The following is a 22,135-nucleotide window of genomic DNA, read 5'->3' as shown; positions in this document are numbered from 1 at the left end:
CATGCCGCTTCCATCTCGGAGCGTGCAGGCATGGCGGACAACAATCAGGATGGGCGCATTGCACTCGGACCGGTGTCGCTCGACGTCGACAACGGCACGCTCAGTCGCGACGGTGAGACGCTCGAACTGCGCGCCAAGTCCTTTGCGCTCTTGTGCCATCTGGCGCGCAACAGGGGCCGCGTCGTGACCAAGGCGGAACTGCTCGACGCGATTTGGCCCGACGTAACGGTCACCGAGGATTCCCTGACCCAGACGGTCAGCGACATTCGGCGCGCCCTTGGCCCTGACGCAGGTGACTTGATCCGTACTGTGCCGCGGCGCGGCTACATGCTCGCGGTGGCGCCCGATGCCGGGGACTCCGCGCCGAGAAGCACCCGCCATCTGCCCCGAATTGCGATCCTGCCGTTCACGGATCAGACCGGCCAACCGGACCTCGGCGCCCGCATCGGGTTCGTCAATGACGGGATCGGCATGGGCCTTGCACGGTTCCGGACACTGACCGTCATCGCGCGTCATTCGGTCGAATCGGCCGTCGAAGATGCCGGGCGCGACCTCGTGCGCGTGGGTGAAAAGCTGCGGGCGGACTATCTGGTCGACGGAACGGCACGCCCGGGCCCCAACGGACCGGTTCTGGCGCTCCGTCTCAACGATTGCGCGGATGGCTCTATGGTCTGGGCCGAGATCTTCGACTGCTCCGGCGACGCTATCCTGACCCTGCAGGACGATGCGACCGTCCGGATCGTCGGCCAACTTGCCTCGGCGCTCCTGATCGAAGGGCGAAGCAGCTCCGTGGAACAGCCAACCTCCAACGTGACCGCGTTCGACCACTACGCCAAGGCGATGGCCCTGATGCGGCGGGCCGACCCGGCTCTGGTCGACGAGTCGCGCGAGCATCTTGAACGGGCCATCGCGGTTGATCCCGGTTTCGGCCTTGCCTGGTCATGGCTCGCCTGGGCGGAACTGGCCCAGCATGGCTATGGCCTTGCCAGCGACGAGGTTCGGCAGCGCGCGCGCACTTACGCACAACGCGGCGTCGAAATCGCTCCGGCCGAACCGCGCACGCTGGCCGCGCTTGGCTACGTGCAGTCGTTTACCGGGGAGTACGACGCTGCCGAGGCCAATATTTCACAATCGCTGAGGCTGAACCCGTCGAGTGCGGACACCCTGCACGACATGGCGATCCTGATGCTTGTCCGGTGCAGGCCCGCCGAGACGCTGAATTGCCTCGCGCGGCTGGACGAGATCCAGCCGATCCGCAGCGGCCATTATTACGTGATCCAGTTCGAGGCGCTCTACCAGCTGCGCCGCTACGAAGACGCGGCGCAGGCGATGGCGCGCGTCGCTCATCCCGATCTGCGCCAACGGGTCTGGGCGGCGGCCATCGCGGCACAGCTTGGCCACGATGCCGACGTAAGGCGGCATCTCGACGCCGTGGCGGCAGAAGCGCCGGGCTGGGACCATCTGGCGGCCGCCGAGCGGTCCTATACCTACGAACACGAAAGCGACCGCGACCACATGCTCGACGGCATCCGCAAAGCACTGGCGATCTGGCGGCAAGGCTGAGGGGCGCGTCGCTTGCCGGACGCTGCCCCCGCCCCCTCCCTTAACTCGCCTTCAACACACCCCGCGCGATCTGGTCTGCCTCGATGGATTCGAACAGGGCCTTGAAGTTACCCTCGCCGAACCCGTCATCGCCCTTCCTTTGAATGAACTCGAAGAAAATCGGCCCGATCACCGTCTTCGAGAAGATCTGCAACAGGATCCGCGTCTCGCCGCCATCGACCACGCCTTCGCCGTCGATCAGAACGCCGTGTTTTTCCATCTTGTCGAGCGGTTCTTCATGACCAACCACCCGGTCGCGACTCATCTCGTAATAGCTCATCGGCGGTTTCGGCATGAAACGCAGGCCGCGGTCATGGATCGCATCCGTCGCGCCATAGATATCCTCGGTCCCGACCGCGATATGCTGGATGCCCTCGCCCTTATAGCGCTTCAGGTACTCGACGATCTGGCCCTTCTCCCCGCGGTCCTCGTTGATCGGAATGCGGATACGACCGCAGGGAGAGGTCAGCGCCCGTGAGTAAAGGCCGGTGAATTTGCCCTGAATGTCGAAGAAGCGGATTTCGCGGAAGTTGAAGAGACCGCCGTAGAACTTGAACCACTTGTCCATGTTACCCTTGTGGACGTTGTGGGTCAGGTGGTCGAGATAGTAGAACCCCACGCCTTCCGGTTTCGACTTCGACAGCCAGTCGAATTCTTCATTATAGGGCGAGGTCTCGTAATACTGGTCGATGAAGTAGATCAGCGATCCGCCGATGCCCCGGATCGCGGGCACATCCATCGTCTTGTCATCGCCCTCATAGGGCTCCGCGCCGTTGGCGACAGCGTGGTCGAAGGCGTGTTTCGCATCGACCACCCGCCAGCCCATCGCGGGCGCGCAGGGCCCGTGTTCTTCGACGAAGCGCGCGGCAAAGCTGCCCGGCTCGGCATTCAGGATGTAGGTGACGTCGCCCTGCTGCCAAAGCTCGATATCCTTCGTCCGGTGGCGGCCCACCAGTTCATATCCCATCCGGGCGAAAAGCTGCCTAAGCTCCTCGGGTTCGGGATGGGCGAATTCGACGAATTCGAACCCGTCGGTTCCGGCGGGGTTCTGGTCCGAAATCACGGATTTCGGGGCGGAATGGGGAAAAGGGCCCATCAAATACTCCTGTGCGCGTTCATGACCATTTTACCGCACCTGTCACGCGCCTGTTGCGCGTATGAAATAAGAACTTGATGTGCATATGCGCGTTTTCCGCGCTATACTGGCCAAACCATGCAAGATTCACGCATCACGCTCGATGAGACCGACTCACGGCTTCTGGCCGCGTTGCAACGCAATGCGCATCTGACATCGCAGGAACTTGGCGAGGAACTGAGCCTGTCGCCAAGTCAGGCGGGCCGCAGACGCCAGCGGCTGGAGGCTGAGGGGCTGATCCAGAGCTATGCGGCCAAGCTCGATCCCCTGCGCCTCGGCCTTGCCGTCCAGGCCTTCGTTCAGGTCCAGATGGCGCGCCATGGGGCCGAGACGACCGCGGCCTTTTCTCGCCTCGTCTCGACCCAGCCCGAGATCACATCTGCGTGGACCCTGACCGGAGAGGCCGATTATCTCCTCCGGGTCTATTGCGAAGACCTCGCAGGCCTGAACAGACTGATCCATCAGGTCCTGCTCGCCCACCCCGCCGTTTCACGTGTTCAAAGCCAGATCGTGATGGACCAGTTCAAACCCGACGCCCCTTTGCCGACCTAGGATTTCATGGAAAGTTTTCTGTTTCAGGCTTCGCTCTATCTGATCGCCGTGGTTCTGGCGGTGCCGGTCGCCTCGCGCCTCGGGCTCGGATCGGTGCTGGGCTATCTCGTCGCCGGGATCGTCATCGGCCCGGTCTTCGGGCTGGTTGGATCAGAAACCAAGGACCTTCAGCACTTTGCCGAGTTTGGCGTGGTGATGATGCTCTTCCTTATCGGTCTGGAACTGGAACCCCGCGCACTCTGGAGCATGCGCGACCGGCTGCTGGGTCTTGGCGGTCTGCAGATCGTCGTCACCACGCTCGTCGTGACCCTCGGCGTGCTTGCGCTGGGGCAAAGCTGGCGCATCGCGCTGACGCTCGGGATCATCCTGTCGCTCTCGTCGACCGCAATCGTGCTGCAGACGCTTTCGGAAAAGAACCTGATGCCGACGCAAGGCGGGCGCAGCGCCTTTTCCGTTCTGCTGATGCAGGATATCGCGGTCATCCCGATGCTGGCCTTCCTGCCGCTGCTAGCCCTTCCCGGCGCCCGCGCACTGGCGAAGGCGCAGGCCGCCGAAAGCCATGCCACCCTGCCCTTCCTGCAGCAGCTTCCGGGCTGGGGCGTGACGCTGGTGACCCTCGGTGCGGTCGCCGCCGTCGTCCTTGCCGGGCATTACCTGATCCGGCCACTTTACAGCTTCGTCCACCGCGCGCGCCTGCGCGAGGTCAATACCGCGCTGGCACTGATGATCGTCGTCACCATCGCAACGCTAATGCTGATGGTCGGCCTCTCGCCCGCGCTTGGCGCTTTCCTTGCCGGCGTCGTCCTCGCCAACTCCGAATTCAAGCACGAGATCGAATCCGACATCGCGCCCTTCAAGGGCCTCCTGCTCGGGCTTTTCTTCATCACGGTCGGCGCCGGGATCGACGTCGATACGTTCCTGTCGAAACCGGTCACGTTGGTCGGCTTGGCGCTTGCGCTGATGGTCGCCAAGGGCGTGGTGCTCTACGCCCTCGGCAAGCTCTTCAAATTGAAAGGCCGCAACCAGTGGCTCTTCACCCTCGGTCTTGCCCAGGCCGGTGAATTCGGCTTCGTCCTGACCGCCTTCGCCGTCAAACAGCGCATCCTGCCGAACGCGCTTGCCGGGGAACTGCTGCTGGTCATTGCCTTGTCGATGTTCCTCACACCTCTTTTCTTCATCCTGCACGACATCCTCGCCAAGCGAATGAAAGAAGAGGGCGAGGCGCATGAGGCCGATGAAATCGACGAACAACAGCCGGTGATTATCGCGGGCGTGGGCCGCTTCGGGCAGGTCGTGAACCGCATGGTGACGATGTCGGGCTTCCATACCACGGTTCTCGATCACGATCTGAAGGTGATCCAGCTTCTCAGGAAATTCGGGTTCAAGGGCTATGTCGGCGACCCGACCCGGCCCGAGCTTCTGCGCGCGGCGGGACTGGCACAGGCCAGCGTCCTCGTCGTCTGCCTCGACGACCGCGATGCAGCAACCCGGCTTGTCGCCTATGCCCGCCGCCAGCGTGACGACCTGCATATCATTGCCCGCGCGCGCGACCGCGAACATGTCTTTGAACTCAACCGCGCGGGCGCCGATGACATCGTGCGCGAATATTTCGACGGCGCACTCCGGATCGGGCGCTACGTGCTGGAAAACGTCGGCCTGTCGGAATATGAGGCGCGCGAGATGGAAAAGACCTTCTTCAAGCTCGACCGCGCCGCCGTGCGCGACCTCGCCGATCTCTGGAAACCGGGCGTACCGACCGAAAAGAACCCGGAATACATCGCCCGCGCCAAGGAACTGAACCGCGAGCTTGAGGCCGCCCTCATCAGCCGCCATGCGAAGACCCGCGCGGAGATGGCCGAGGCCGAGGCACGGACCGACACCGCCGCCGAATAGGTTGGGAACCGGGCGGCAACTCGGCAACATCTGCCGCCGCTGCTCACCGGGACCGTTGCAGGCGCACCGGCTTTCGCCCAAGATCGCCGCAGCCCGCTAATCTGGACCTATGAAAAATGCAGCCGATCCTCGTTCTCAACGGCCCCAACCTGAACCTGCTCGGCACCCGCGAGCCATCGATTTACGGGCATGAAACGCTCGCCGATGTCGAGGCGCTCTGCCAAGCCACAGCCAGGGGTCACGGGCTCGCGGCCGAGTGCCGCCAGTCGAACCGGGAATACGAGCTGATCGACTGGATCCAGGGTGCGCGCGGCACAGCCTCGGCGATCGTCATAAATCCCGGCGCCTTCACCCATACCTCGGTCGCCATCCTCGACGCACTCACGGCCTTCGAAGGGCCAGTGATCGAGGTTCACATCTCCAATATCCACAAGCGCGAACCCTTCCGGCATCATTCCTATGTCTCGGGCCGCGCCGATGCGGTGATCGCCGGGGCGGGTGTGCAGGGCTATGCCTTTGCCATAGAACGCGCCGCCCGTCTGGTGAAGGGCTGATGGAACTCGCCCCAAACCGCTTCAAACGCCGCCTTCTGGCGGGCGAGACACTTTACGGGCTCTGGTCCACGATCCCCGACGCGATGGCGGTAGAGGCGCTGGCGGGCGCGGGTTTCGACTGGATGGTGCTTGATACCGAACATACCTCGGTCGAGGTCAGCCAGATCCTGCCGCTCCTGCAGGCCGCCGCGCCCCACCCGACCGACTGCATCGTCCGCCCCGTGGTCAATGACACCGCGTTGATCAAACGCCATCTCGATCAGGGCGCGCAAACCCTGATCCTGCCGCAAATCCAGTCGGCGGACGAGGCGGAGGCCGCCGTCGCGGCGGTGCGCTATCCGCCAAGAGGCACGCGCGGCGTCGCGGGCACGATGCGGGCGGCGGGTTATGGCCGGATCGGCGACTATGCCAAACGTGCCGATAATGAAATCTGCCTGATCCTGCAGGTTGAAACCGCCGTCGCCATGGCGCGGCTGGAAGAGATCGCAGGCGTTGACGGGGTCGATGCGATCTTCATCGGCCCCTCGGACCTCGCAGCCTCTATGGGTCATCTCGGCGAACCCGGCCACCCCGAGGTGCGCACGGCGATCCTGACAGCCATCGACCGGCTCAACGCCATCGGCAAACCCGCGGGGCTGCTGTCGCTCGACCCTGATTTCGCCCGCACCGCCGTCACGCAAGGTGCCCGCTTCGTCGCGATCGGCCTCGACATGGCGCTTCTGGTCAACGCCGCCGATAGCCTCGCCCGGTCCTTCCGGGCCTGATTTCTTCTTGGACGCAATACGCCCGCCGGAGGCACGCAACTTTGGCGGGCTCGATGCCCTCCGAAGTGGCCCCGCCCGTCAGGACGCGGTCTGACGGCGGTTGTGAAGGATCGACGAGACGAGCGCGATACCGATGAAGGCTGATCCCAGAACCCCCGTCACCAGTTCCGGGATATGCCACAGCGTCTGGGCAAACATGATCACGCTAAGAACGAGGATCGAATAGAACGCCCCATGCTCCAGATAGCGGAAATGCGCCAGCGTCTGGCGTTCCACCAGCATAATCGTCATCGAGCGGACATACATCGCCCCGATGCCAAGCCCGATGGCGATCAGAAACAGATTGTGGGTCAATGCGAAGGCGCCGATCACCCCGTCGAAGCTGAAGGACGCGTCGAGGACTTCAAGGTAGAGAAACGCGCCAAGACCGCCCTGCGCGGCCACGCCCACCGTGCGCTGGCGGGCATCGAGCACATGACCCAACACCTCGACCGCGAGATAGGTCAGAAGTCCACCGATCGCCGCGAACAGAAACCGCGCCCGGTCATCAGCGGCCATGACACTGGCAAAGACCAGAACGATAGCCAGAACCAGCGCGATCTCCAGCCCGCGAACCGAGGCGCAGCGGCGAAGTTGGCATTCCAGACTGCGGATCCAGTCCACCTCCTTGCCCTCGTCGATGAAGTAGTTCAGCGCCACCATCATCAGGAAGGTGCCGCCGAACGCGGCAATCGAGAGATGCGCACCGCCGATGATGCGAGCATATTCATCCGGATGCACTGCGGCGAGCTTAACCGCCTCCACCGGACCGATCCCGGCAGCGACGACGACGATCAGCAAGGGAAAAATGATCCGCATGCCGAAGACCGCGATCAGGATGCCCCAGGTCAGGAAGCGACGCTGCCAGACCGGATCCATATCCTTCAACTTGTTGGCGTTCACGATCGCATTGTCGAAGGACAGCGAGATTTCCAGGACCGCCAGCACCGCGCCGATCAGGAAAAAGCTGATCGCCCCGCCAATATTGTCGCTATATCCCCATCCCAGCCAGAACGCCGCGGCAAGACCGAGGATGGTCACCAGAAACGCCCAACGGAAATAGTGGATCGCGGTGCTTGCCATATGAGGCTCCGTTTGCCGCCCCGTGGGGTTGCAGTGCGTGGATGGTGGCGACATAGGCATGACAATGGAAAAGGGCAACCACCCGCCGCCCCTCCGCACCAATTATCCCCGCCATGACGTGATCGTGCGACGCCAGGAAACGCTGCCGCCGTAAAAGCAGCGAATTGCCCCGGCAGCGCCGTATTCGTGCCCGCATTGCCCGGCAGATTGGCGGCAAGGGCAACGGAGAGTAATATGAGTTTCCTTAGTCAGATTTCTTTCGATGAAGTGGCAGCGAGCCTCTTTGCCTGCCTCGTTCTGCGCGAAATCATGATCCTCGCGCTTCCCGATCGCATCGCCGGTCCGGGTGGCTGGCTGGTCGATACCGGCGAAGAAGAAGCCTGATCTCCCTAGACGGCGACCGCCATCGCGGCGGTTACGGGTAGTCACCGACGCCCGATTGTGGTTTTCCTGTCGCCGCGACGCCGGGTGATCCGTCCCCGGCGAAAATGACAGGGCGTATCATGGACCATATCACACCGGATTCCGGACGACCGGAGGACTTCCGCGCCGCGCTCGGGCGCTACGCGACCGGCGTGACCGTCGTCACCACCCTCGGCGACCGTGGCCCGGTCGGGATCACCGCCAACAGCTTCACCTCCGTCTCGATCGACCCGCCGCTCGTCCTCTGGTGCCCGGCGCGCAATTCGCAGCGCTTCCCGGCCTTTGCCGCCGCCTCCCATTTTTCCATCCATGTCCTTGCCGCCGACCAGCTTTCCCTCTGCCAGCGGTTTTCGCGCGCTGGCGGCAGTTTCGAGGGTCTGGATCTCGGCCAGACCACCGAAGGCCTGCCGCTGCTGCCCGGCTGCCTCGCGCGGTTCGACTGCGCCGCCCATGCCATGCATGAAGGCGGCGATCACGCGATCATCGTCGGCCGGGTCCTGCGCGCCGCCCTGCGCGAGGGTGAGCCGCTTTTGTTCTGGGGCGGACGCTACGGCGACTTCCTGCACCACGATTGACGTTACGTCATCCTTGTTGACCCTACGTCACCATATTGCCACAAACGAATGCCAGCTTGGCGAAAGACTGGCGTCGCGATAAAGCGGCGCTTATATTTATGGCGACCAACGATACAGGACCGAAATGGCCTTGGACCAACTCGATCACATAAGAACGGCTGAAAAGACCGATCGTCACCACGACCTGACGCCCTCGGATATGGTGACGAGTGCCGATGCCGCATCGAGCTTTCTGAAAGCTCTGGCCCATGAAGGCCGGCTGATGATCCTGTGTTATCTGTCAACCGGCGAGAAATCGGTGACCGAACTGGAACAGCTCCTCTCCTCGCGTCAGGCGGCGGTCAGCCAGCAGTTGTCCCGGTTGCGTCTCGAAGGTCTCGTATCGGCCCGCCGCGACGGCAAGGCGATCTATTATTCGCTGTCCGATCCCCGGACTGAAAAGGTCATCGGCGTTCTCTACGACCTCTTCTGCAAGCAGGGCTGACGCGGTCAGGCAGCCTATTCGGCAGTCGTCTCGGGACCCAGCCGCCCGAACCAGTCGATGTCGCGCAATGTCACCGCGCCCGACAGGACCACGCTCGCGATCACCGACCAGACGATGACGGCGACCATGGTCGTCGCCACGACCTTGCGCTTCATCTGAACCTGCGCCGGGGCGCCTGCCGGGGTGCCCGGCACCACCTCGCCCGCCTCGGCCTGGCTTTTCGGCCGGATCTGCAAGGCGATGAAGAAGACCAGAAACCAGATGACCGCAAAGAGGACGATCCCGCCGGTAAGATTCATCAGACCTGCTCCAGTTCCACCAGACAGCCGTTGAAATCCTTCGGATGCAGGAACAGGACCGGCTTGCCATGGGCCCCGATCTTCGGCTCCCCGGTTCCCAGCACCCGTGCGCCCTGCGCCTTCAGCCGGTCGCGGGCTGCAAGGATGTCATCGACCTCATAACAGATATGATGGATGCCGCCCGCCGGGTTCTTTTCCAGAAAGCCCGCGATGGGGGAGTTTTCGCCCAGGGGATACAGCAGCTCGATCTTGGTGTTCGGCAATTCGATGAAGATGACGGTGACACCGTGATCCGGCTCGTCCTGCGGTGCGCCGACGGATGCGCCGAGCGTATCGCGATATTGCGCGGCGGCGGCATCGAGGTCGGGAACGGCAATGGCAACGTGGTTGAGGCGGCCGATCATGGGGGTCTCCGGTCAGACAGTCTTTCCTGCCGCCTTATGGGGCGCGGAACGCGGTCAGGCAAGCCGCCATGGGTGGCATAGCGGCAATTTACCGCCCGTTAGGCAAAGCCTGTCTTACTGCGGGAACAGTCACCGCGACATGGGAGGCGGCAGATGGCGGACGAACTCACCGATTTCATCGCGACGCGGCACCCGACCCCGGCGCGCCCGTTCCAGGGCCTGACCTTTCTGGTGGTCGAAGACAGCCGATTTGCCTGCGAGGCGATGCGGCTCATGTGCCTGCGGTCGGGGGCTAGGCTCCGGCGGGCGGATTGCCTGCGCTCGGCCCGGCGGCATCTGCGCACCTACCGTCCGACCGTTGTCATGATCGACCTTGGCCTGCCCGATGGGTCCGGACTCGACCTGATCCGCGACCTTGCGTACCACGTTCCCCGTGTTCCGGCGCTTCTTGCGATGTCCGGCGACACGACGGCGGAAGGGGCCGCGCTGGAGGCAGGGGCGGATGGATTTCTCGCCAAGCCGATCGAAAGCCTTCTGGCCTTCCAGTCCATGGTGCTCGGCGTCCTGCCTTCGGAAACAAGGCCGGTTCTGGCCTGTGGCGCCGATGGCGACCGCATCACGCCCGATCCGCTGGCCCTGCGGGACGATCTGGCCCATATTGCCGACCTTCTCGGACATGAGGCGGATGGCGAACAGCTGGACTACGTGGCGCAATTCCTCTCCGGCATCGCACGTTCGGCCCATGACGCCCCGCTTCAGGCCGCAGCCGAGGCGCTGGCCCGCGACCGTCGCGCAGGACGCGCAACGGGCGATCCTCTGTCGCGGATCAACCATCTGGTGCGCGAAAGGCTCGCCGGTGGCATGGCCTTCTGAGCGAACCGCCAGCAGGCCGGTTCACCCCATTCCGGGCGCAGTCGCCAGAAGCGGGCCTGTCAGTTCGCCGAGCCGCCGCACCTGCCGTCCGTTCGCGTCGAAATTCTCCGGTGCCAGCCATGTTTCAAAGGCCGCTTTCAGCGCGGGCCAATCCTTGTCGATTGCCGCAAACCAGGCCGTGTCGCGATTGCGCCCTTTCACAACCGCCGCCTGCCGGAACGTCCCTTCATAACTGAGCCCCAGCCGCCGCGCGGCACGCATCGACCCAAGGTTCAGCGCATCGCATTTCCACTCGAACCGACGATACCCGGCATCAAAGGCCCAGCGCATCATCAGAAACATCGCCTCGGTCGCGGCGGGTGTTCGCTGCAGAACCGGGGCCAGATTGATATGGCCGACCTCTATCGACCCCATAGCCGGTTCAATGCGCAGATAGCTTGCAACGCCTCCGGCACAGCCCGTCGCGAGGTCGACCAAGGCATAGAATCTCGGGTCCGGCTTGCCCGCCATCGCCTCGGCCCAGGTCCGGTAGGCTGCAATGTCGTCGAACGGCCCATAGGGCAGATAGTCCCATATCCGGGCATCCGCACTGTTTACCGCGAAGAGATCTTCGCTATGGCGGCCCGGATCGAACAGCTCGACGCGCACGAACCGCCCCTGTGCAACCTGCCAGTCAGGTCGTGGCCGTGGCTGCCAGCCCGGCACCGCGTCACCGAACTCTCGCATCTCGGTCATTCTGCCCCCTTTTCGCATTCCCTTGAACCGTACCGGGTTTCGGAGCAGCGGGGAAACTCCAAGTGTAGGAAATCGTACGGCAATACGCCCATTCCGACCCGAGGGTGCGGGCCAAGCACTGCTAAACGGAACCACGCCGCGCCGGTCAGGTCGACAAAATGGTCCGGAATTGCCCACCCGGCGACCCGGTTCGACCCTATTCCCGCCCCAATTGGCCGCACAATCAACGCTAGGCAAAACTGCGAGGGGATGCAGGACAATGGCTGACAGACTGATTCAGATCGCGACAAGCGAGAAACTGACCCGGGCCGCCCATTGGACGGTGTTTACAATCGGGTGCCTGTCTCTGACCTTCTCGATCGCCGCCACGGCGGCTTCGGCTTTCTGAACGCTTCTTTAACGCCGTCAAAAAAAAACCGCGCTGGTGCCACCCAGGCGCGGCCTTTTTGTTTTCAGTGGCCGGGATCAGGTCCGTCCGGGCGATCCGGACGGGCCGGGCACTGACCAGACACCCGGCGCGGGCAGCCGGCACAGAAGCTGAATTCCGCACTCAGCACAGCACGTGCTCCATCCGTTCCCAATCGCCAAACCGCCAGGGTTCGCCCATGATGGCGGCAAACAATCCTTCGAAGACCTCCTCGGGCATCGCCTGACGCATGCCGGTCACCATCGTCACGCGTTCGGACCCGGAGGCGGCACCCAGCATGAACTTGGCAAAGGCCACCATCTTCGCTGGCGGAATAGCCGACACGATCGAATGCTCGATCCCGTCTATCTCCTCGGGCGAGAAATGCGCGGCAATCAGCGGCATCAACTCGGTTTCTTCATCATGCATATGCGTGAGATCGTCAGCCATGAAGAGTGCGAACCGCTGATAAAGTCGGCGCAGCTTCGCGGCGCGGTCGCCGCCCGCCTGCTCCACCTCCCTCGCAAGGCGACGCAGCTCGGAAAAGCCGACAAGGTGGTGGTCGTGATCCTCGGCGGCATGATCGGAACCGCCGGGCAGCCGCGCCTCGACCACGTCGTGAATTTTCTGGTTCTCATGGGTCAGGTGCGACAGGCTCAGATCGAGATGCGCGGCCAGCTTGTCCAGCACATCCCTTACCTCGTCCTCGTTGGTGGCATCCGCCTGACCCAGCGCGACGAGCATACGCGCATTGGCCAGGCGGATGCCCTTATGCACTGCATAGTAAAGGTCCTTGGATACATTGGTCTTGGTGTCAAATTGCGTTTCGGCGTTCATGATTGTCTCCTGAAGGATTTCCCCGGCCCACCGGGATCAACGGCGCCTGATTATCCGGCTTCCATTTCCCGAAAAACGGAGCAAACTCGGTTTCAGTCTCTGAAAATTTCGGACAATCTATGGACCACGTCCGCGCAATGCGCGTTTTCATTCGGGTGGCCGAGCGCGGCAGCCTGACCGCTGCAAGCGATGAGTTGGGGTATGCCAGAGGGGCTGCGTCAAGCATCGTGAAAGAGCTTGAGCGCCATATGGGCGTCCAGCTTCTGGAGCGCACGACGCGCAAGATCCGCCTGACCGAGGAAGGCAATCACTATGTCGAACGCGCCCGCGCCATCCTCGCGGATATTGCCGAGCTTGAGGAAGAGATCGGCGCCGCCGAACGCAGCCCGCATGGCCTGCTTCGCGTGCAGATACCACCGGGCATCACACGTCTCATCGTCGCGCCCGCCCTGCCGGGCTTCATCGCGCAGCATCCCGGGATCGAGCTTGAAATTCTCTCGCGCTCTGACCTGCCCGACTTCGTCGGCCTGCGGCTCGATGCTGCGGTCGTCGTCGGCCCGATGGTCGAGCTTGACGTCGTGTCCCGGCCTCTGGGCCATTTGCCCGCGATCACCGTTGCCGCTCCCGCTTATCTGGAACGGCGGGGAACACCGATTTTCCCGGCTGACATAGCGGGGCACGACTGCATCCGCACCATCTCCACCGCAACCGGCAGCCCCGTCATCTGGCGCTTTCGCGAAAACGGCAGTGATGTCCGCATCGCCGTGCCGGGACCCCTCGCCTTCGAATCCCCCGAGGCCGCAGTGGCCGCCGCCCGGCGCGGCGGCGGCGTCCTGCAAATCGCGAGCTATCTCGTCTATGACGACATCCGCTCAGGCCGCCTTGTCAGCGTCCTCGACGCCTTCCGCCCCGAAGGCCCTACCTTGCAGATCGTGCACCCGCGTCACCGGCGAAAACCCCGCCGGCTCAAGGTCTTCGAGGATTTCCTGTCGGACCTGAACCTGCGCTTCAGATCGAAATGGAACATCCGCGACAGCCAAAGCCCCGGACCGGGGCGGCTCGTCACTCCTTCGGAATGACCCTCAGCCGCAGTTCGCGAAGCTGTTCGTTCATCGGCTCCGACGGCGCGCCCATCATCAGATCCTCGGCGCGCTGGTTCATCGGGAACATGATGACCTCGCGAATATTCGCGGTGTCGGCCAGAAGCATGACGATGCGGTCCACACCGGCGGCACAGCCACCATGCGGGGGCGCACCGTATTTGAATGCCTTGACCATACCGCCAAAACGCTTCTCGACCTCGTCCTTGCCATAGCCTGCAAGCTCGAAGGCCTTGAACATGATCTCGGGCTTGTGGTTCCGGATCGCGCCGGAGACCAGCTCATAGCCATTACAGGCAAGGTCGTACTGGTAGCCGAGCACCTTGAGGGGATCGCCCGACAGCGCCTCCATCCCCCCCTGCGGCATCGAGAAGGGGTTGTGGCTGAAGTCGATCCGGCCCTCGTCGTCCTTCTCATACATCGGGAAATCGACGATCCAGGCGAAGCGGAAGGCGTTTTCTTCCGTAAGCCCCAGCTCCCGCCCGATCTCGACCCGCGCGCGGCCCGCGACGGCCTCGAACTGGTCCGGACGCCCGCCAAGGAAGAAGACCGCATCGCCCTTGTTCAGCTTCAGCTGCTGGCGGATCGCCTCGGTCCGCTCGGGCCCGATATTCTTGGCGATCGGCCCGGCCGCTTCCAACCCCGACCCGTCCTCGGCCTCGCGCCAGAAGATATAACCCATCCCGGGCAGACCTTCCTTCTGCGCGAATGCATTCATCCGGTCGCAGAACTTGCGGCTGCCTCCCCCCGGTGCCGGAATGGCGCGGATCTCGGTGCCCTCGTTCTCCAGAAGCTTCGCGAAAATGCCAAACCCCGATCCGGCGAAATGCTCGGAGACGCGCTGCATCTTGATCGGGTTCCTCAGGTCCGGCTTGTCCGTCCCGTACCAGAGCGCCGAATCCGCGTAGGAAATCCGCGGCCAGACCGCATCGACCTTATGGCCGCCGCCGAATTCCTCGAAGATGCCCTGAATGACCGGCTGGATCGCCTGGAACACATCCTCCTGCTCGACAAACGACATCTCAAGGTCAAGCTGATAGAAATCCGTGGGCGACCGGTCGGCGCGCGGGTCCTCATCCCGGAAACAGGGGGCAATCTGGAAATAGCGGTCAAAGCCCGCCACCATGATCAGCTGCTTGAACTGCTGCGGCGCCTGCGGCAGGGCATAGAACTTGCCCGGATGCAGCCGCGAGGGCACGAGAAAGTCGCGCGCGCCCTCAGGGCTGGAAGCGGTGATGATCGGTGTCTGGAACTCGGTGAAGCCTGCGTTCCACATCCGGTCGCGCATCGACTTGATCACCTTCGCGCGCAGCATCATGTTCTGATGCAGCTTTTCGCGGCGCAGGTCGAGGAAACGGTAGGTCAGGCGTGTCTCTTCCGGGTACTCCTGCTCGCCGAAGACCGGCAAAGGCAGTTCATCCGCCGGGCCCAGCACCTCAAGCTCGGTCACATAGACCTCGATCTCGCCCGTCGGGATCTTCGGGTTCACAAGCGACGCATCCCGCGCCTTCACCCGCCCGTCGATGCGCACGACCGTCTCGGCCTTCAGCTTCTCGATCGCGCCAAAGGCCGGGCTGTCGCTGTCAGCCAGAACCTGCGTCATCCCGTAATGGTCGCGCAGGTCGATAAAGAGCACTCCACCGTGATCGCGCACCCGGTGCACCCAGCCGGACAGCCGGACCGTCTCACCGGCATGGCTTTTGTTCAGATCGGCGCAGGTATGGCTGCGATAGGCGTGCATGAGCGTCCCCTTTCAAGAGGCGAAAACGTGGTCCGCGCCGATACACCCTCTGGCGCGGACGAAGTCAAGGGCGGGGCGGCGCTATCGCGACACCTTGGCATCTCGGCGGCTTCACAATAGTCTTCGCGTGATCGGCCGGGCAGCATGGGCGGTGATCGGAACGATCAGTCAGAAAAAGAGATAATCACAAGAATGCCCGCAAACATTCTGTCAGATCTTTCCGCTCAAACCGATAAGCGGCTTTCCCTGACCCTGCTCGTCATCTGGACAATCGCGGTCATCTTGATCCGGTGGGGGGAATGGGCAGAGGACGTGTCGGCGCTCTACATTGCGGGATGGCTTTGGCAGAATGGCGAGCCTGAACTGATCTATGCGGCACCGCCGGGTTTCTTCGGCGGCTATGCCGATATCTGGCAGCCAGCGATGGACCGCATCGGCATTGGCGACAGGATGACGTTTCCGTATGTCTATCCCCCGCTCTGGGCCGCCCTGATTGCCCCGCTGACCACAATCCTTGGCCCGCAAGGTTTCGCCAATGCCGCAGCCATGATTCAGTTTCCGCTTCTTGCAGGCTCGGTATACCTCGCGGGTCGCTTGGTGAAACCAGCTGCATGGTCACAGACAATCTGGACGATCTTCGGACTGGCCATTCTGACGCTCAGCATGCCCAGCTACTTGGCGATCTGGCACAACCAGCCGAGCATAATGGTCACGTTCCTGATACTGTTCGCCGTTCATGCCGCCGGCACCACCCGTCTGGTGACCGCCGGAGCCATGCTGGCGCTCGCGGCAGCCATAAAGCTGACGCCCGCAGTGTTCGTCGTGCTGTTGCTTGTCGAACGTCAATGGCGGGCCCTCGGGGCGCTCATCGCAACCGGCCTCACGATCGGACTGATCAGCCTTCAGCTCGCCGGACCGCAGGCCCATGTCGATTTTCTGAACGCACTGGATCACGTAAACGGCAGTGTGCTTCTCAACGCTGTCAACACATCCCTGCTTGCTGCACTTCTGGCTCTGGCTTCTGTTTTGGGTCTAACGGACCCGCTGCCACAGGATATGTCGGTGGTCGTCATCCGCGATGCACCAGGCCTGTTGGCCCCGATCATATCTGTCACGGCACTTGCGCTGATCGCGCTGTTCCTCTCGGTGTTGCGGCCTTGGCCACTACGCATCCGGCTGGGCATTGGTCTTCTGGCACTGGGAATCATTCTGCCACTCTTCGGGCCGCTCGGCTGGCTTCACTATTTCCTGTTGCCGCTGCTTCTGCTTCCCGGCCTCGCAGGACTTGTCCCGACACGAAGCGCAGTGACCGTGCTCACCATCGTCGTTGTTCTCACCTCGTGGATCTTCTTCAGCAACATAAAGCTGCTTCCCTGGCCGGTCGCAAACTATGTCTGGCTGTCATCCGCGATGTGGCTGGCCGTTCTCGGCTGCATCTATGCGGCCATTCGCCAAAAGCGGTCCGGCACCTGATCGGCAGGGGTTGCGCGCAGGCAGGTTCTGTCTATAACCCCCGACAATTTGCATGAGGGGTCCGGGACGATGCCGAAAAGAACCGATATCAAGTCGATCATGATCATCGGAGCAGGGCCCATCGTCATCGGTCAGGCCTGCGAGTTCGACTATTCCGGCGCGCAAGCCTGCAAGGCGCTCCGCGAAGAGGGCTACCGGGTCATCCTCGTCAACTCCAACCCCGCCACGATCATGACCGACCCCGGCATGGCCGACGCCACTTATATCGAGCCGATCACCCCCGAAATCGTCGCCAAGATCATCGAAAAGGAACGCCCCGACGCGCTCCTGCCGACGATGGGCGGTCAGACGGGCTTGAACACCTCGCTGGCGCTGGCCGATATGGGCGTGTTGGAAAAGTTCAACGTGGAGCTTATCGGAGCCAATCGGCAGGCCATCGAAATGGCGGAAGACCGCAAATTGTTCCGCGAGGCCATGGACCGGCTGGGGATCGAAAACCCCAAGGCCACGATCATCGCCGCGCCGAAAAAGCCGAACGGCAAGTATGACGTCAACGCGGGCGTCGCCGAGGCGATGGAAGCCTTGGAACATATCGGCCTGCCCGCCATCATCCGCCCCGCCTTCACCCTTGGCGGCACCGGCGGCGGCGTCGCCTATAACCGGGACGAGTACGAGGCGATCTGCCGCTCGGGCCTCGACGCCTCGCCCATGGCGCAGATCCTTGTCGACGAATCGCTCCTTGGCTGGAAGGAGTATGAGATGGAGGTCGTCCGCGACAAGGCGGACAACGCGATCATCGTCTGCTCCATCGAAAACGTCGATCCGATGGGGGTTCATACCGGCGACTCGATCACTGTGGCCCCGGCCCTGACGCTGACCGACAAGGAATACCAGATCATGCGCAACGGCTCGATCGCCGTATTGCGTGAGATCGGGGTGGAAACCGGCGGTTCGAACGTCCAGTGGGCGATCAACCCGAAAGACGGCCGCATGGTCGTGATCGAGATGAACCCGCGCGTCTCGCGCTCCTCGGCGCTGGCCTCCAAGGCGACCGGCTTCCCCATCGCCAAGATCGCCGCAAAGCTCGCCGTGGGCTACACGCTCGACGAGCTCGACAACGACATCACCAAGGTTACGCCCGCATCCTTCGAGCCCACCATCGACTATGTCGTCACCAAGATCCCGCGCTTCGCGTTTGAAAAATTCCCCGGATCGAAGGCCGAACTTACCACAGCGATGAAATCGGTGGGCGAGGCGATGGCCATCGGCCGCACGATCCACGAGTCCCTGCAAAAGGCGCTCGCCTCGATGGAAACCGGCCTGACCGGCTTTGATGAGATCAGGATCGAAGGCGCCCCCGACAAGGCCGCCGTGATCAAGGCCATCTCCGTCCAGACCCCCGACCGCATGCGGCTGATCGCCCAGGCCATGCGGCATGGCCTCACCGATGACGAGATCCAGCACGCCACCGCCTTCGACCCGTGGTTCCTCGCCCGCATCCGCGAGATCGTGGAGGCCGAAGAGCGCGTGAAGGCCGCAGGCCTGCCAAGCGATGAGGCCGGGCTCAGAAAGCTCAAGATGATGGGCTTCACCGATGCCCGCCTCGCCAGGCTGACCGGCAAGGAAGAGGCCGAGGTGCGCAAGGCCCGCCTCGCCGCCAATGTCAAAGCCGTCTTCAAGCGCATCGACACCTGCGGCGCCGAGTTCGAGGCCCAGACGCCCTACATGTATTCCACCTATGAGGCCCCCGCGATGGGCGACGTGGAATGCGAGGCGCGGCCGACGGATGCGAAGAAGGTCGTCATCCTCGGCGGCGGCCCGAACCGGATCGGCCAGGGGATCGAGTTCGACTATTGCTGCTGTCATGCCTGCTTCGCGCTGACCGATGCGGGTTATGAAACCATCATGATCAACTGCAACCCGGAGACGGTGTCGACTGACTACGACACCTCCGACCGGCTCTATTTCGAACCGCTGACGCTGGAACATGTCCTCGAAATCCTCCGCGTCGAACAACAGAACGGCACCCTTCACGGCGTCATCGTCCAGTTCGGCGGCCAGACGCCGCTGAAACTCGCCAACGCCTTGGAGGCCGAGGGCATCCCGATCCTCGGCACCACGCCCGACGCCATCGACCTTGCCGAGGACCGCGAGCGGTTCCAGAAACTGCTGAACGACCTCGGCCTCAGGCAGCCGGTCAACGGAATCGCCTCGTCCGACGCGCAAGCCATTGAAATCGCCGAACGCGTCGGCTTCCCGCTCGTCATCCGCCCCTCCTACGTGCTCGGCGGCCGCGCGATGGAGATCGTGCGCGACATGGACCACCTCAAGCGCTACATCACCCATGCGGTCGACGTCTCGGGCAAGAACCCCGTCCTCCTCGACAGCTACCTCTCCGGCGCCATCGAGGTGGACGTGGACGCGCTCTGCGACGGCACCACGGTCCATGTCGCGGGCATCATGGAACATATCGAAGAGGCGGGCGTGCATTCCGGCGACTCTGCCTGCTGCCTGCCGCCCCATTCGCTGTCCGCCGACACCGTCGCCGAACTGAAGCGCCAGACCGAGGCCATGGCCATCGCGCTCAAGGTCAAGGGCCTGATGAACGTCCAGTTCGCGATCAAGGACGGCGAGATCTTCGTGCTGGAGGTCAATCCTCGCGCCAGCCGCACCGTGCCCTTCGTCGCCAAGGCCACCGACTCAGCCATCGCCTCCATCGCCGCGCGGCTCATGGCTGGCGAACCGATGGCGAACTTCCCGCTCCGCGCGCCCTACCCCGCGGGCGTCGGCCCCGATACCGACCTGCCCTACGCCGATCCGATGACGCTCGCCGACCCGATCATGCCGTGGTTCAGCGTCAAAGAGGCCGTCATGCCCTTCGCCCGCTTCCCCGGCGTCGATACGATCCTCGGCCCAGAAATGCGCTCCACGGGTGAGGTGATGGGCTGGGACCGGACCTTCCCCTTGGCCTTCCTCAAGGCCCAGCTCGGCGCGGGCACGACCCTGCCCGAAGGGGGCCGCGTCTTCATCTCGATCAAGGACATGGACAAGACGCCCGAGATGGCCGCCGCCGCCCGCGACCTCGTCGCCATGGGCTTCGACATCATCGCCACCCGCGGCACCGCGTCGTTCCTCGCCGAAAACGGGATCGCATCCGAGACCGTCAACAAGGTCTATGAGGGAAGGCAGGAGGGCAAGCTGCACATCGTCGACCGGCTGAAGAACGGCGAGGTGGCGCTGCTCTTCAACACGACCGAGGGGCAGCAGGCCATCGAGGACAGCCGCTCGATCCGCGCCGTCGCGCTCTACGACAAGATCCCCTACTACACCACCGCCGCCGGCAGCGTCGCCGCCGTGCAGGCGATCAAGGCACGGGGTGAGGGGATCGGGGTGCGGACGCTGCAGGGGTGAGCCGGATCAGGAAACTTTCCAGTGGAGAGTTTCCCCGGCGAACGCCCGGAGCGCAAGCGGAGGGCCGGGAGAGACGCGACCCCGGCCTTGGCCGGGGTAAAAACGCTCCAGTGGAGCGTTTTTAGGCGCAAACGCCCGCGCAAACCTGCGCGGGCCGGGAGAGCGTCAAGCGCGAGGCATTTGGCCGCGAAGCCTGCGTCTACAAGCAAGTCGTCGGTGCACCCTTCGCTACAATCTCCTGCCAATCCGGCCCAAGGGTTTGCCTCGCCGATAACGCGTTGTTGAACCTGCGGTCGCCTGTCTGAATGATCTCGATGATCATATCCTGGGTGTTTGTTCCGTATGTTTCGAAGCTGCCATAGCTCGTGAACATGCCCCCTTGGATGGACGAGTGGGACTGGTCACCAACGACCACAAAACGATCAGCGCCGCGCTTGATCACCTCGATTGCCGCTGTCCTGAATGCAATGTCGCGCGTACCTTTCGCCCCACACAAATCCTCTGCCTCAGACGATATCTTGAACGAAGTTTGTGTTAGCGGTTGAACGCTGGTCTCAACACAACCGGCGACAAGCAAAACCGAAACAGCAACCCCAATAGTACGCATCTTTCAATCCTATGGTCTCTTCACAACTCTAACTTGCCTTTAGTTCGGTATCGCAAGTTACGCTTGGTTAGCAACTGTCTGTTTTTCAATTTTTATAAATTAAAAAGCACAATCACAGAGAGATTTTCGCCCGATTTGTCCCGCGACAAATCGGGCCGCGCCTGCCTGCCCCCGGCAGGCGCGTTAACGCGCCCGCCAAGTCAGGCGCGCCCCGATTTTCGACCGACTGAACCAGCCGATAGCCCCTTGCCCTCCGGCTTGCGCCTCCGGGCAATCGGATCGCGCGGCCGTCCACTGGACGCCCGCTAACGCGATCCTCGTGTCACCTCATGGGGTAACCGTAATCTCGCCCCGCGCCACCATCTCGCGCCGCTTCTCGGCATGAACCTCGGCCTGCGGGCGCCAGTTGTAGCGGGTGTCGGCCACGGTCGGTGACCAAAAGAGCCGCCCGCCGTTGCGCCAGGGGTCGAGCACCATGCCGTCATAGATCGTGCCGCCGGGCAGGCTGACGAGGGCCGTCGAATGGTCGATGCCAAGGAATTCCGGCGTGGCGATGGCGCGTTGCACTTCCAGTGTCTGGAAGTTCTCCTGCCGAAGCCGCTTTTCCATATCCTCTGCCCAGTGCCAGCAGAGCCCCCGTGGCTTCAGCCCCATATTGACCTTGGTATTGTGGATGAGCGGCGGGTCCACGATCTCATATTCCCGCGCCAGATGCGCTGACCAGGAATAGGCGATCTCGGCGGCCCGCGCGGCCTCCTCCGGGTCCACCCCGGGTCCCAGCGCCCGGATCCCCGCCGCGAGGTCCGCGACCTGGTCGCGGCTGGCAACGTCCGGCCCCTTGCCACAGGCCGACAGAAGCACGATCAGCGCCAGAAGGCTTGCCCAGAGTCTCATTCCCGCCTCACGTCCTGTTCCGTCCGCGCAGCATAAAAGCGGCACGGGCAGAGTTCCAGACAGGCTCACCAAAAGCTGAACGACCCGTGCGTCCTTGCCATACATTTTGCCGACAAGACGCCGACGCTTTGCCGACGCTTGACTTGTGTCCCGAAAAGCCCCATGTGCCCTCTGTCCGACCGGCCCGCTGCCGCGTGAGCAGCCGTTCCCCTGATGATGGGGGCAGAGGCCCGGATACCGGTTCCCATGTC

At 63.1% G+C, this 22,135-nt stretch carries 22 protein-coding genes; 13 read left to right on the top strand and 9 right to left on the bottom strand.

Annotated elements, in window-relative coordinates:
- Positions 1–30 precede the first annotated feature (30 nt).
- Complete coding sequence (locus tag QKW60_RS11510) at positions 31–1,563, top strand: winged helix-turn-helix domain-containing tetratricopeptide repeat protein (protein ID WP_282368872.1); 1,533 nt, start codon at positions 31–33, stop codon at positions 1,561–1,563.
- A 40-nt stretch (positions 1,564–1,603) separates the two neighbouring features.
- On the opposite strand, the gene hppD is transcribed toward QKW60_RS11510, so the two are convergent.
- Positions 1,604–2,698, bottom strand: coding sequence for a 4-hydroxyphenylpyruvate dioxygenase (hppD, locus tag QKW60_RS11505; protein WP_282368871.1), 1,095 nt, complete (start codon positions 2,696–2,698; stop codon positions 1,604–1,606).
- A 117-nt stretch (positions 2,699–2,815) separates the two neighbouring features.
- Between hppD and QKW60_RS11500 the strand changes: the two genes are divergently transcribed.
- The 4 genes from QKW60_RS11500 to QKW60_RS11485 all read left to right on the top strand — a co-directional run bounded on the left by QKW60_RS11500 (position 2,816) and on the right by QKW60_RS11485 (position 6,500).
- Positions 2,816–3,289: an Lrp/AsnC family transcriptional regulator gene (locus tag QKW60_RS11500; RefSeq protein ID WP_282368870.1), complete on the top strand. Its 474-nt coding sequence runs from the start codon at positions 2,816–2,818 to the stop codon at positions 3,287–3,289.
- Positions 3,290–3,295: 6 nt separating this feature from the next.
- Positions 3,296–5,182: a monovalent cation:proton antiporter-2 (CPA2) family protein gene (locus tag QKW60_RS11495; protein WP_282368868.1), complete on the top strand. Its 1,887-nt coding sequence runs from the start codon at positions 3,296–3,298 to the stop codon at positions 5,180–5,182.
- A gap of 116 nt (positions 5,183–5,298) precedes the next feature.
- Positions 5,299–5,736: a type II 3-dehydroquinate dehydratase gene (gene aroQ, locus QKW60_RS11490; protein ID WP_282368867.1), complete on the top strand. Its 438-nt coding sequence runs from the start codon at positions 5,299–5,301 to the stop codon at positions 5,734–5,736.
- Positions 5,736–6,500: an HpcH/HpaI aldolase family protein gene (locus tag QKW60_RS11485; RefSeq protein ID WP_282368866.1), complete on the top strand. Its 765-nt coding sequence runs from the start codon at positions 5,736–5,738 to the stop codon at positions 6,498–6,500. Before aroQ ends, QKW60_RS11485 begins: the two co-directional genes overlap by 1 nt.
- A gap of 78 nt (positions 6,501–6,578) precedes the next feature.
- On the opposite strand, the gene QKW60_RS11480 is transcribed toward QKW60_RS11485, so the two are convergent.
- Positions 6,579–7,622 (bottom strand): DUF475 domain-containing protein, encoded by a 1,044-nt coding sequence (locus QKW60_RS11480; protein ID WP_282368865.1) that lies wholly within the window; start codon positions 7,620–7,622, stop codon positions 6,579–6,581.
- Positions 7,623–7,856: 234 nt separating this feature from the next.
- Between QKW60_RS11480 and QKW60_RS11475 the strand changes: the two genes are divergently transcribed.
- The 3 genes from QKW60_RS11475 to QKW60_RS11465 all read left to right on the top strand — a co-directional run bounded on the left by QKW60_RS11475 (position 7,857) and on the right by QKW60_RS11465 (position 9,104).
- Positions 7,857–8,006 carry a hypothetical protein gene (locus QKW60_RS11475; RefSeq protein ID WP_263741686.1) on the top strand — a complete coding sequence of 50 codons (150 nt, stop codon included), beginning with the start codon at positions 7,857–7,859 and terminating at the stop codon, positions 8,004–8,006.
- 119 nt (positions 8,007–8,125) lie between these two features.
- A complete protein-coding gene (gene ferA / locus QKW60_RS11470; RefSeq protein WP_282368864.1) occupies positions 8,126–8,620 on the top strand; it encodes a flavin reductase FerA in 495 nt (164 codons plus the stop codon).
- A gap of 124 nt (positions 8,621–8,744) precedes the next feature.
- A complete protein-coding gene (locus QKW60_RS11465; protein WP_412175657.1) occupies positions 8,745–9,104 on the top strand; it encodes an ArsR/SmtB family transcription factor in 360 nt (119 codons plus the stop codon).
- A 14-nt stretch (positions 9,105–9,118) separates the two neighbouring features.
- On the opposite strand, the gene QKW60_RS11460 is transcribed toward QKW60_RS11465, so the two are convergent.
- Entirely contained in the window at positions 9,119–9,403 is a 285-nt protein-coding gene (locus QKW60_RS11460; RefSeq protein ID WP_263741684.1) for a DUF1467 family protein, read from the bottom strand.
- Positions 9,403–9,807: a methylmalonyl-CoA epimerase gene (mce, locus tag QKW60_RS11455; protein ID WP_282368863.1), complete on the bottom strand. Its 405-nt coding sequence runs from the start codon at positions 9,805–9,807 to the stop codon at positions 9,403–9,405. Before mce ends, QKW60_RS11460 begins: the two co-directional genes overlap by 1 nt.
- 153 nt (positions 9,808–9,960) lie before the next feature.
- Between mce and QKW60_RS11450 the strand changes: the two genes are divergently transcribed.
- On the top strand, positions 9,961–10,680 hold the full coding sequence (locus tag QKW60_RS11450; protein WP_282368862.1) for a response regulator: 720 nt from the start codon (positions 9,961–9,963) through the stop codon (positions 10,678–10,680).
- Between the two features lie 21 nt (positions 10,681–10,701).
- On the opposite strand, the gene QKW60_RS11445 is transcribed toward QKW60_RS11450, so the two are convergent.
- The gene (locus QKW60_RS11445; RefSeq protein WP_282369070.1) at positions 10,702–11,406 is read right to left on the bottom strand and encodes a GNAT family N-acetyltransferase; all 705 of its coding nucleotides are present in this window, start codon (positions 11,404–11,406) and stop codon (positions 10,702–10,704) included.
- A 268-nt stretch (positions 11,407–11,674) separates the two neighbouring features.
- Here QKW60_RS11445 and QKW60_RS11440 point away from each other — a divergent pair, with 268 nt between their 5' ends.
- The gene (locus QKW60_RS11440; protein WP_282368861.1) at positions 11,675–11,803 is read left to right on the top strand and encodes a hypothetical protein; all 129 of its coding nucleotides are present in this window, start codon (positions 11,675–11,677) and stop codon (positions 11,801–11,803) included.
- 162 nt (positions 11,804–11,965) lie between these two features.
- Here QKW60_RS11440 and QKW60_RS11435 read toward each other — a convergent pair whose 3' ends face one another.
- The gene (locus QKW60_RS11435) at positions 11,966–12,658 is read right to left on the bottom strand and encodes a hemerythrin domain-containing protein (RefSeq protein ID WP_282368860.1); all 693 of its coding nucleotides are present in this window, start codon (positions 12,656–12,658) and stop codon (positions 11,966–11,968) included.
- 119 nt (positions 12,659–12,777) lie between these two features.
- On the opposite strand from QKW60_RS11435, the gene QKW60_RS11430 reads away from it, so the two are divergent.
- A complete protein-coding gene (locus QKW60_RS11430; protein ID WP_282368859.1) occupies positions 12,778–13,737 on the top strand; it encodes a LysR family transcriptional regulator in 960 nt (319 codons plus the stop codon).
- On the opposite strand, the gene aspS is transcribed toward QKW60_RS11430, so the two are convergent.
- Complete coding sequence (aspS, locus tag QKW60_RS11425) at positions 13,721–15,499, bottom strand: aspartate--tRNA ligase (protein WP_282368858.1); 1,779 nt, start codon at positions 15,497–15,499, stop codon at positions 13,721–13,723. The genes QKW60_RS11430 and aspS overlap by 17 nt on opposite strands.
- A gap of 192 nt (positions 15,500–15,691) precedes the next feature.
- Between aspS and QKW60_RS11420 the strand changes: the two genes are divergently transcribed.
- Together QKW60_RS11420 and carB are read left to right on the top strand one after the other, a co-directional pair.
- A complete protein-coding gene (locus QKW60_RS11420; protein ID WP_282368857.1) occupies positions 15,692–16,972 on the top strand; it encodes a glycosyltransferase family 87 protein in 1,281 nt (426 codons plus the stop codon).
- A 69-nt stretch (positions 16,973–17,041) separates the two neighbouring features.
- Positions 17,042–20,383 carry a carbamoyl-phosphate synthase large subunit gene (carB, locus tag QKW60_RS11415; RefSeq protein WP_282368856.1) on the top strand — a complete coding sequence of 1,114 codons (3,342 nt, stop codon included), beginning with the start codon at positions 17,042–17,044 and terminating at the stop codon, positions 20,381–20,383.
- 199 nt (positions 20,384–20,582) lie between these two features.
- Here the strand turns inward: carB and QKW60_RS11410 are convergent, their stop codons facing one another.
- Both QKW60_RS11410 and QKW60_RS11405 read right to left on the bottom strand, forming a co-directional pair.
- Positions 20,583–20,990: a hypothetical protein gene (locus tag QKW60_RS11410; protein ID WP_282368855.1), complete on the bottom strand. Its 408-nt coding sequence runs from the start codon at positions 20,988–20,990 to the stop codon at positions 20,583–20,585.
- Between the two features lie 327 nt (positions 20,991–21,317).
- Complete coding sequence (locus tag QKW60_RS11405) at positions 21,318–21,884, bottom strand: hypothetical protein (RefSeq protein WP_282368854.1); 567 nt, start codon at positions 21,882–21,884, stop codon at positions 21,318–21,320.
- Positions 21,885–22,135 lie beyond the last annotated feature (251 nt).

This window comes from Albidovulum aestuarii (assembly GCF_029961185.1).
GTDB lineage: Bacteria > Pseudomonadota > Alphaproteobacteria > Rhodobacterales > Rhodobacteraceae > Albidovulum > Albidovulum aestuarii.
The sequence above is the reverse complement of the archived record's forward strand: the minus strand, read 5'-3'. Positions and strand labels throughout refer to the sequence as shown.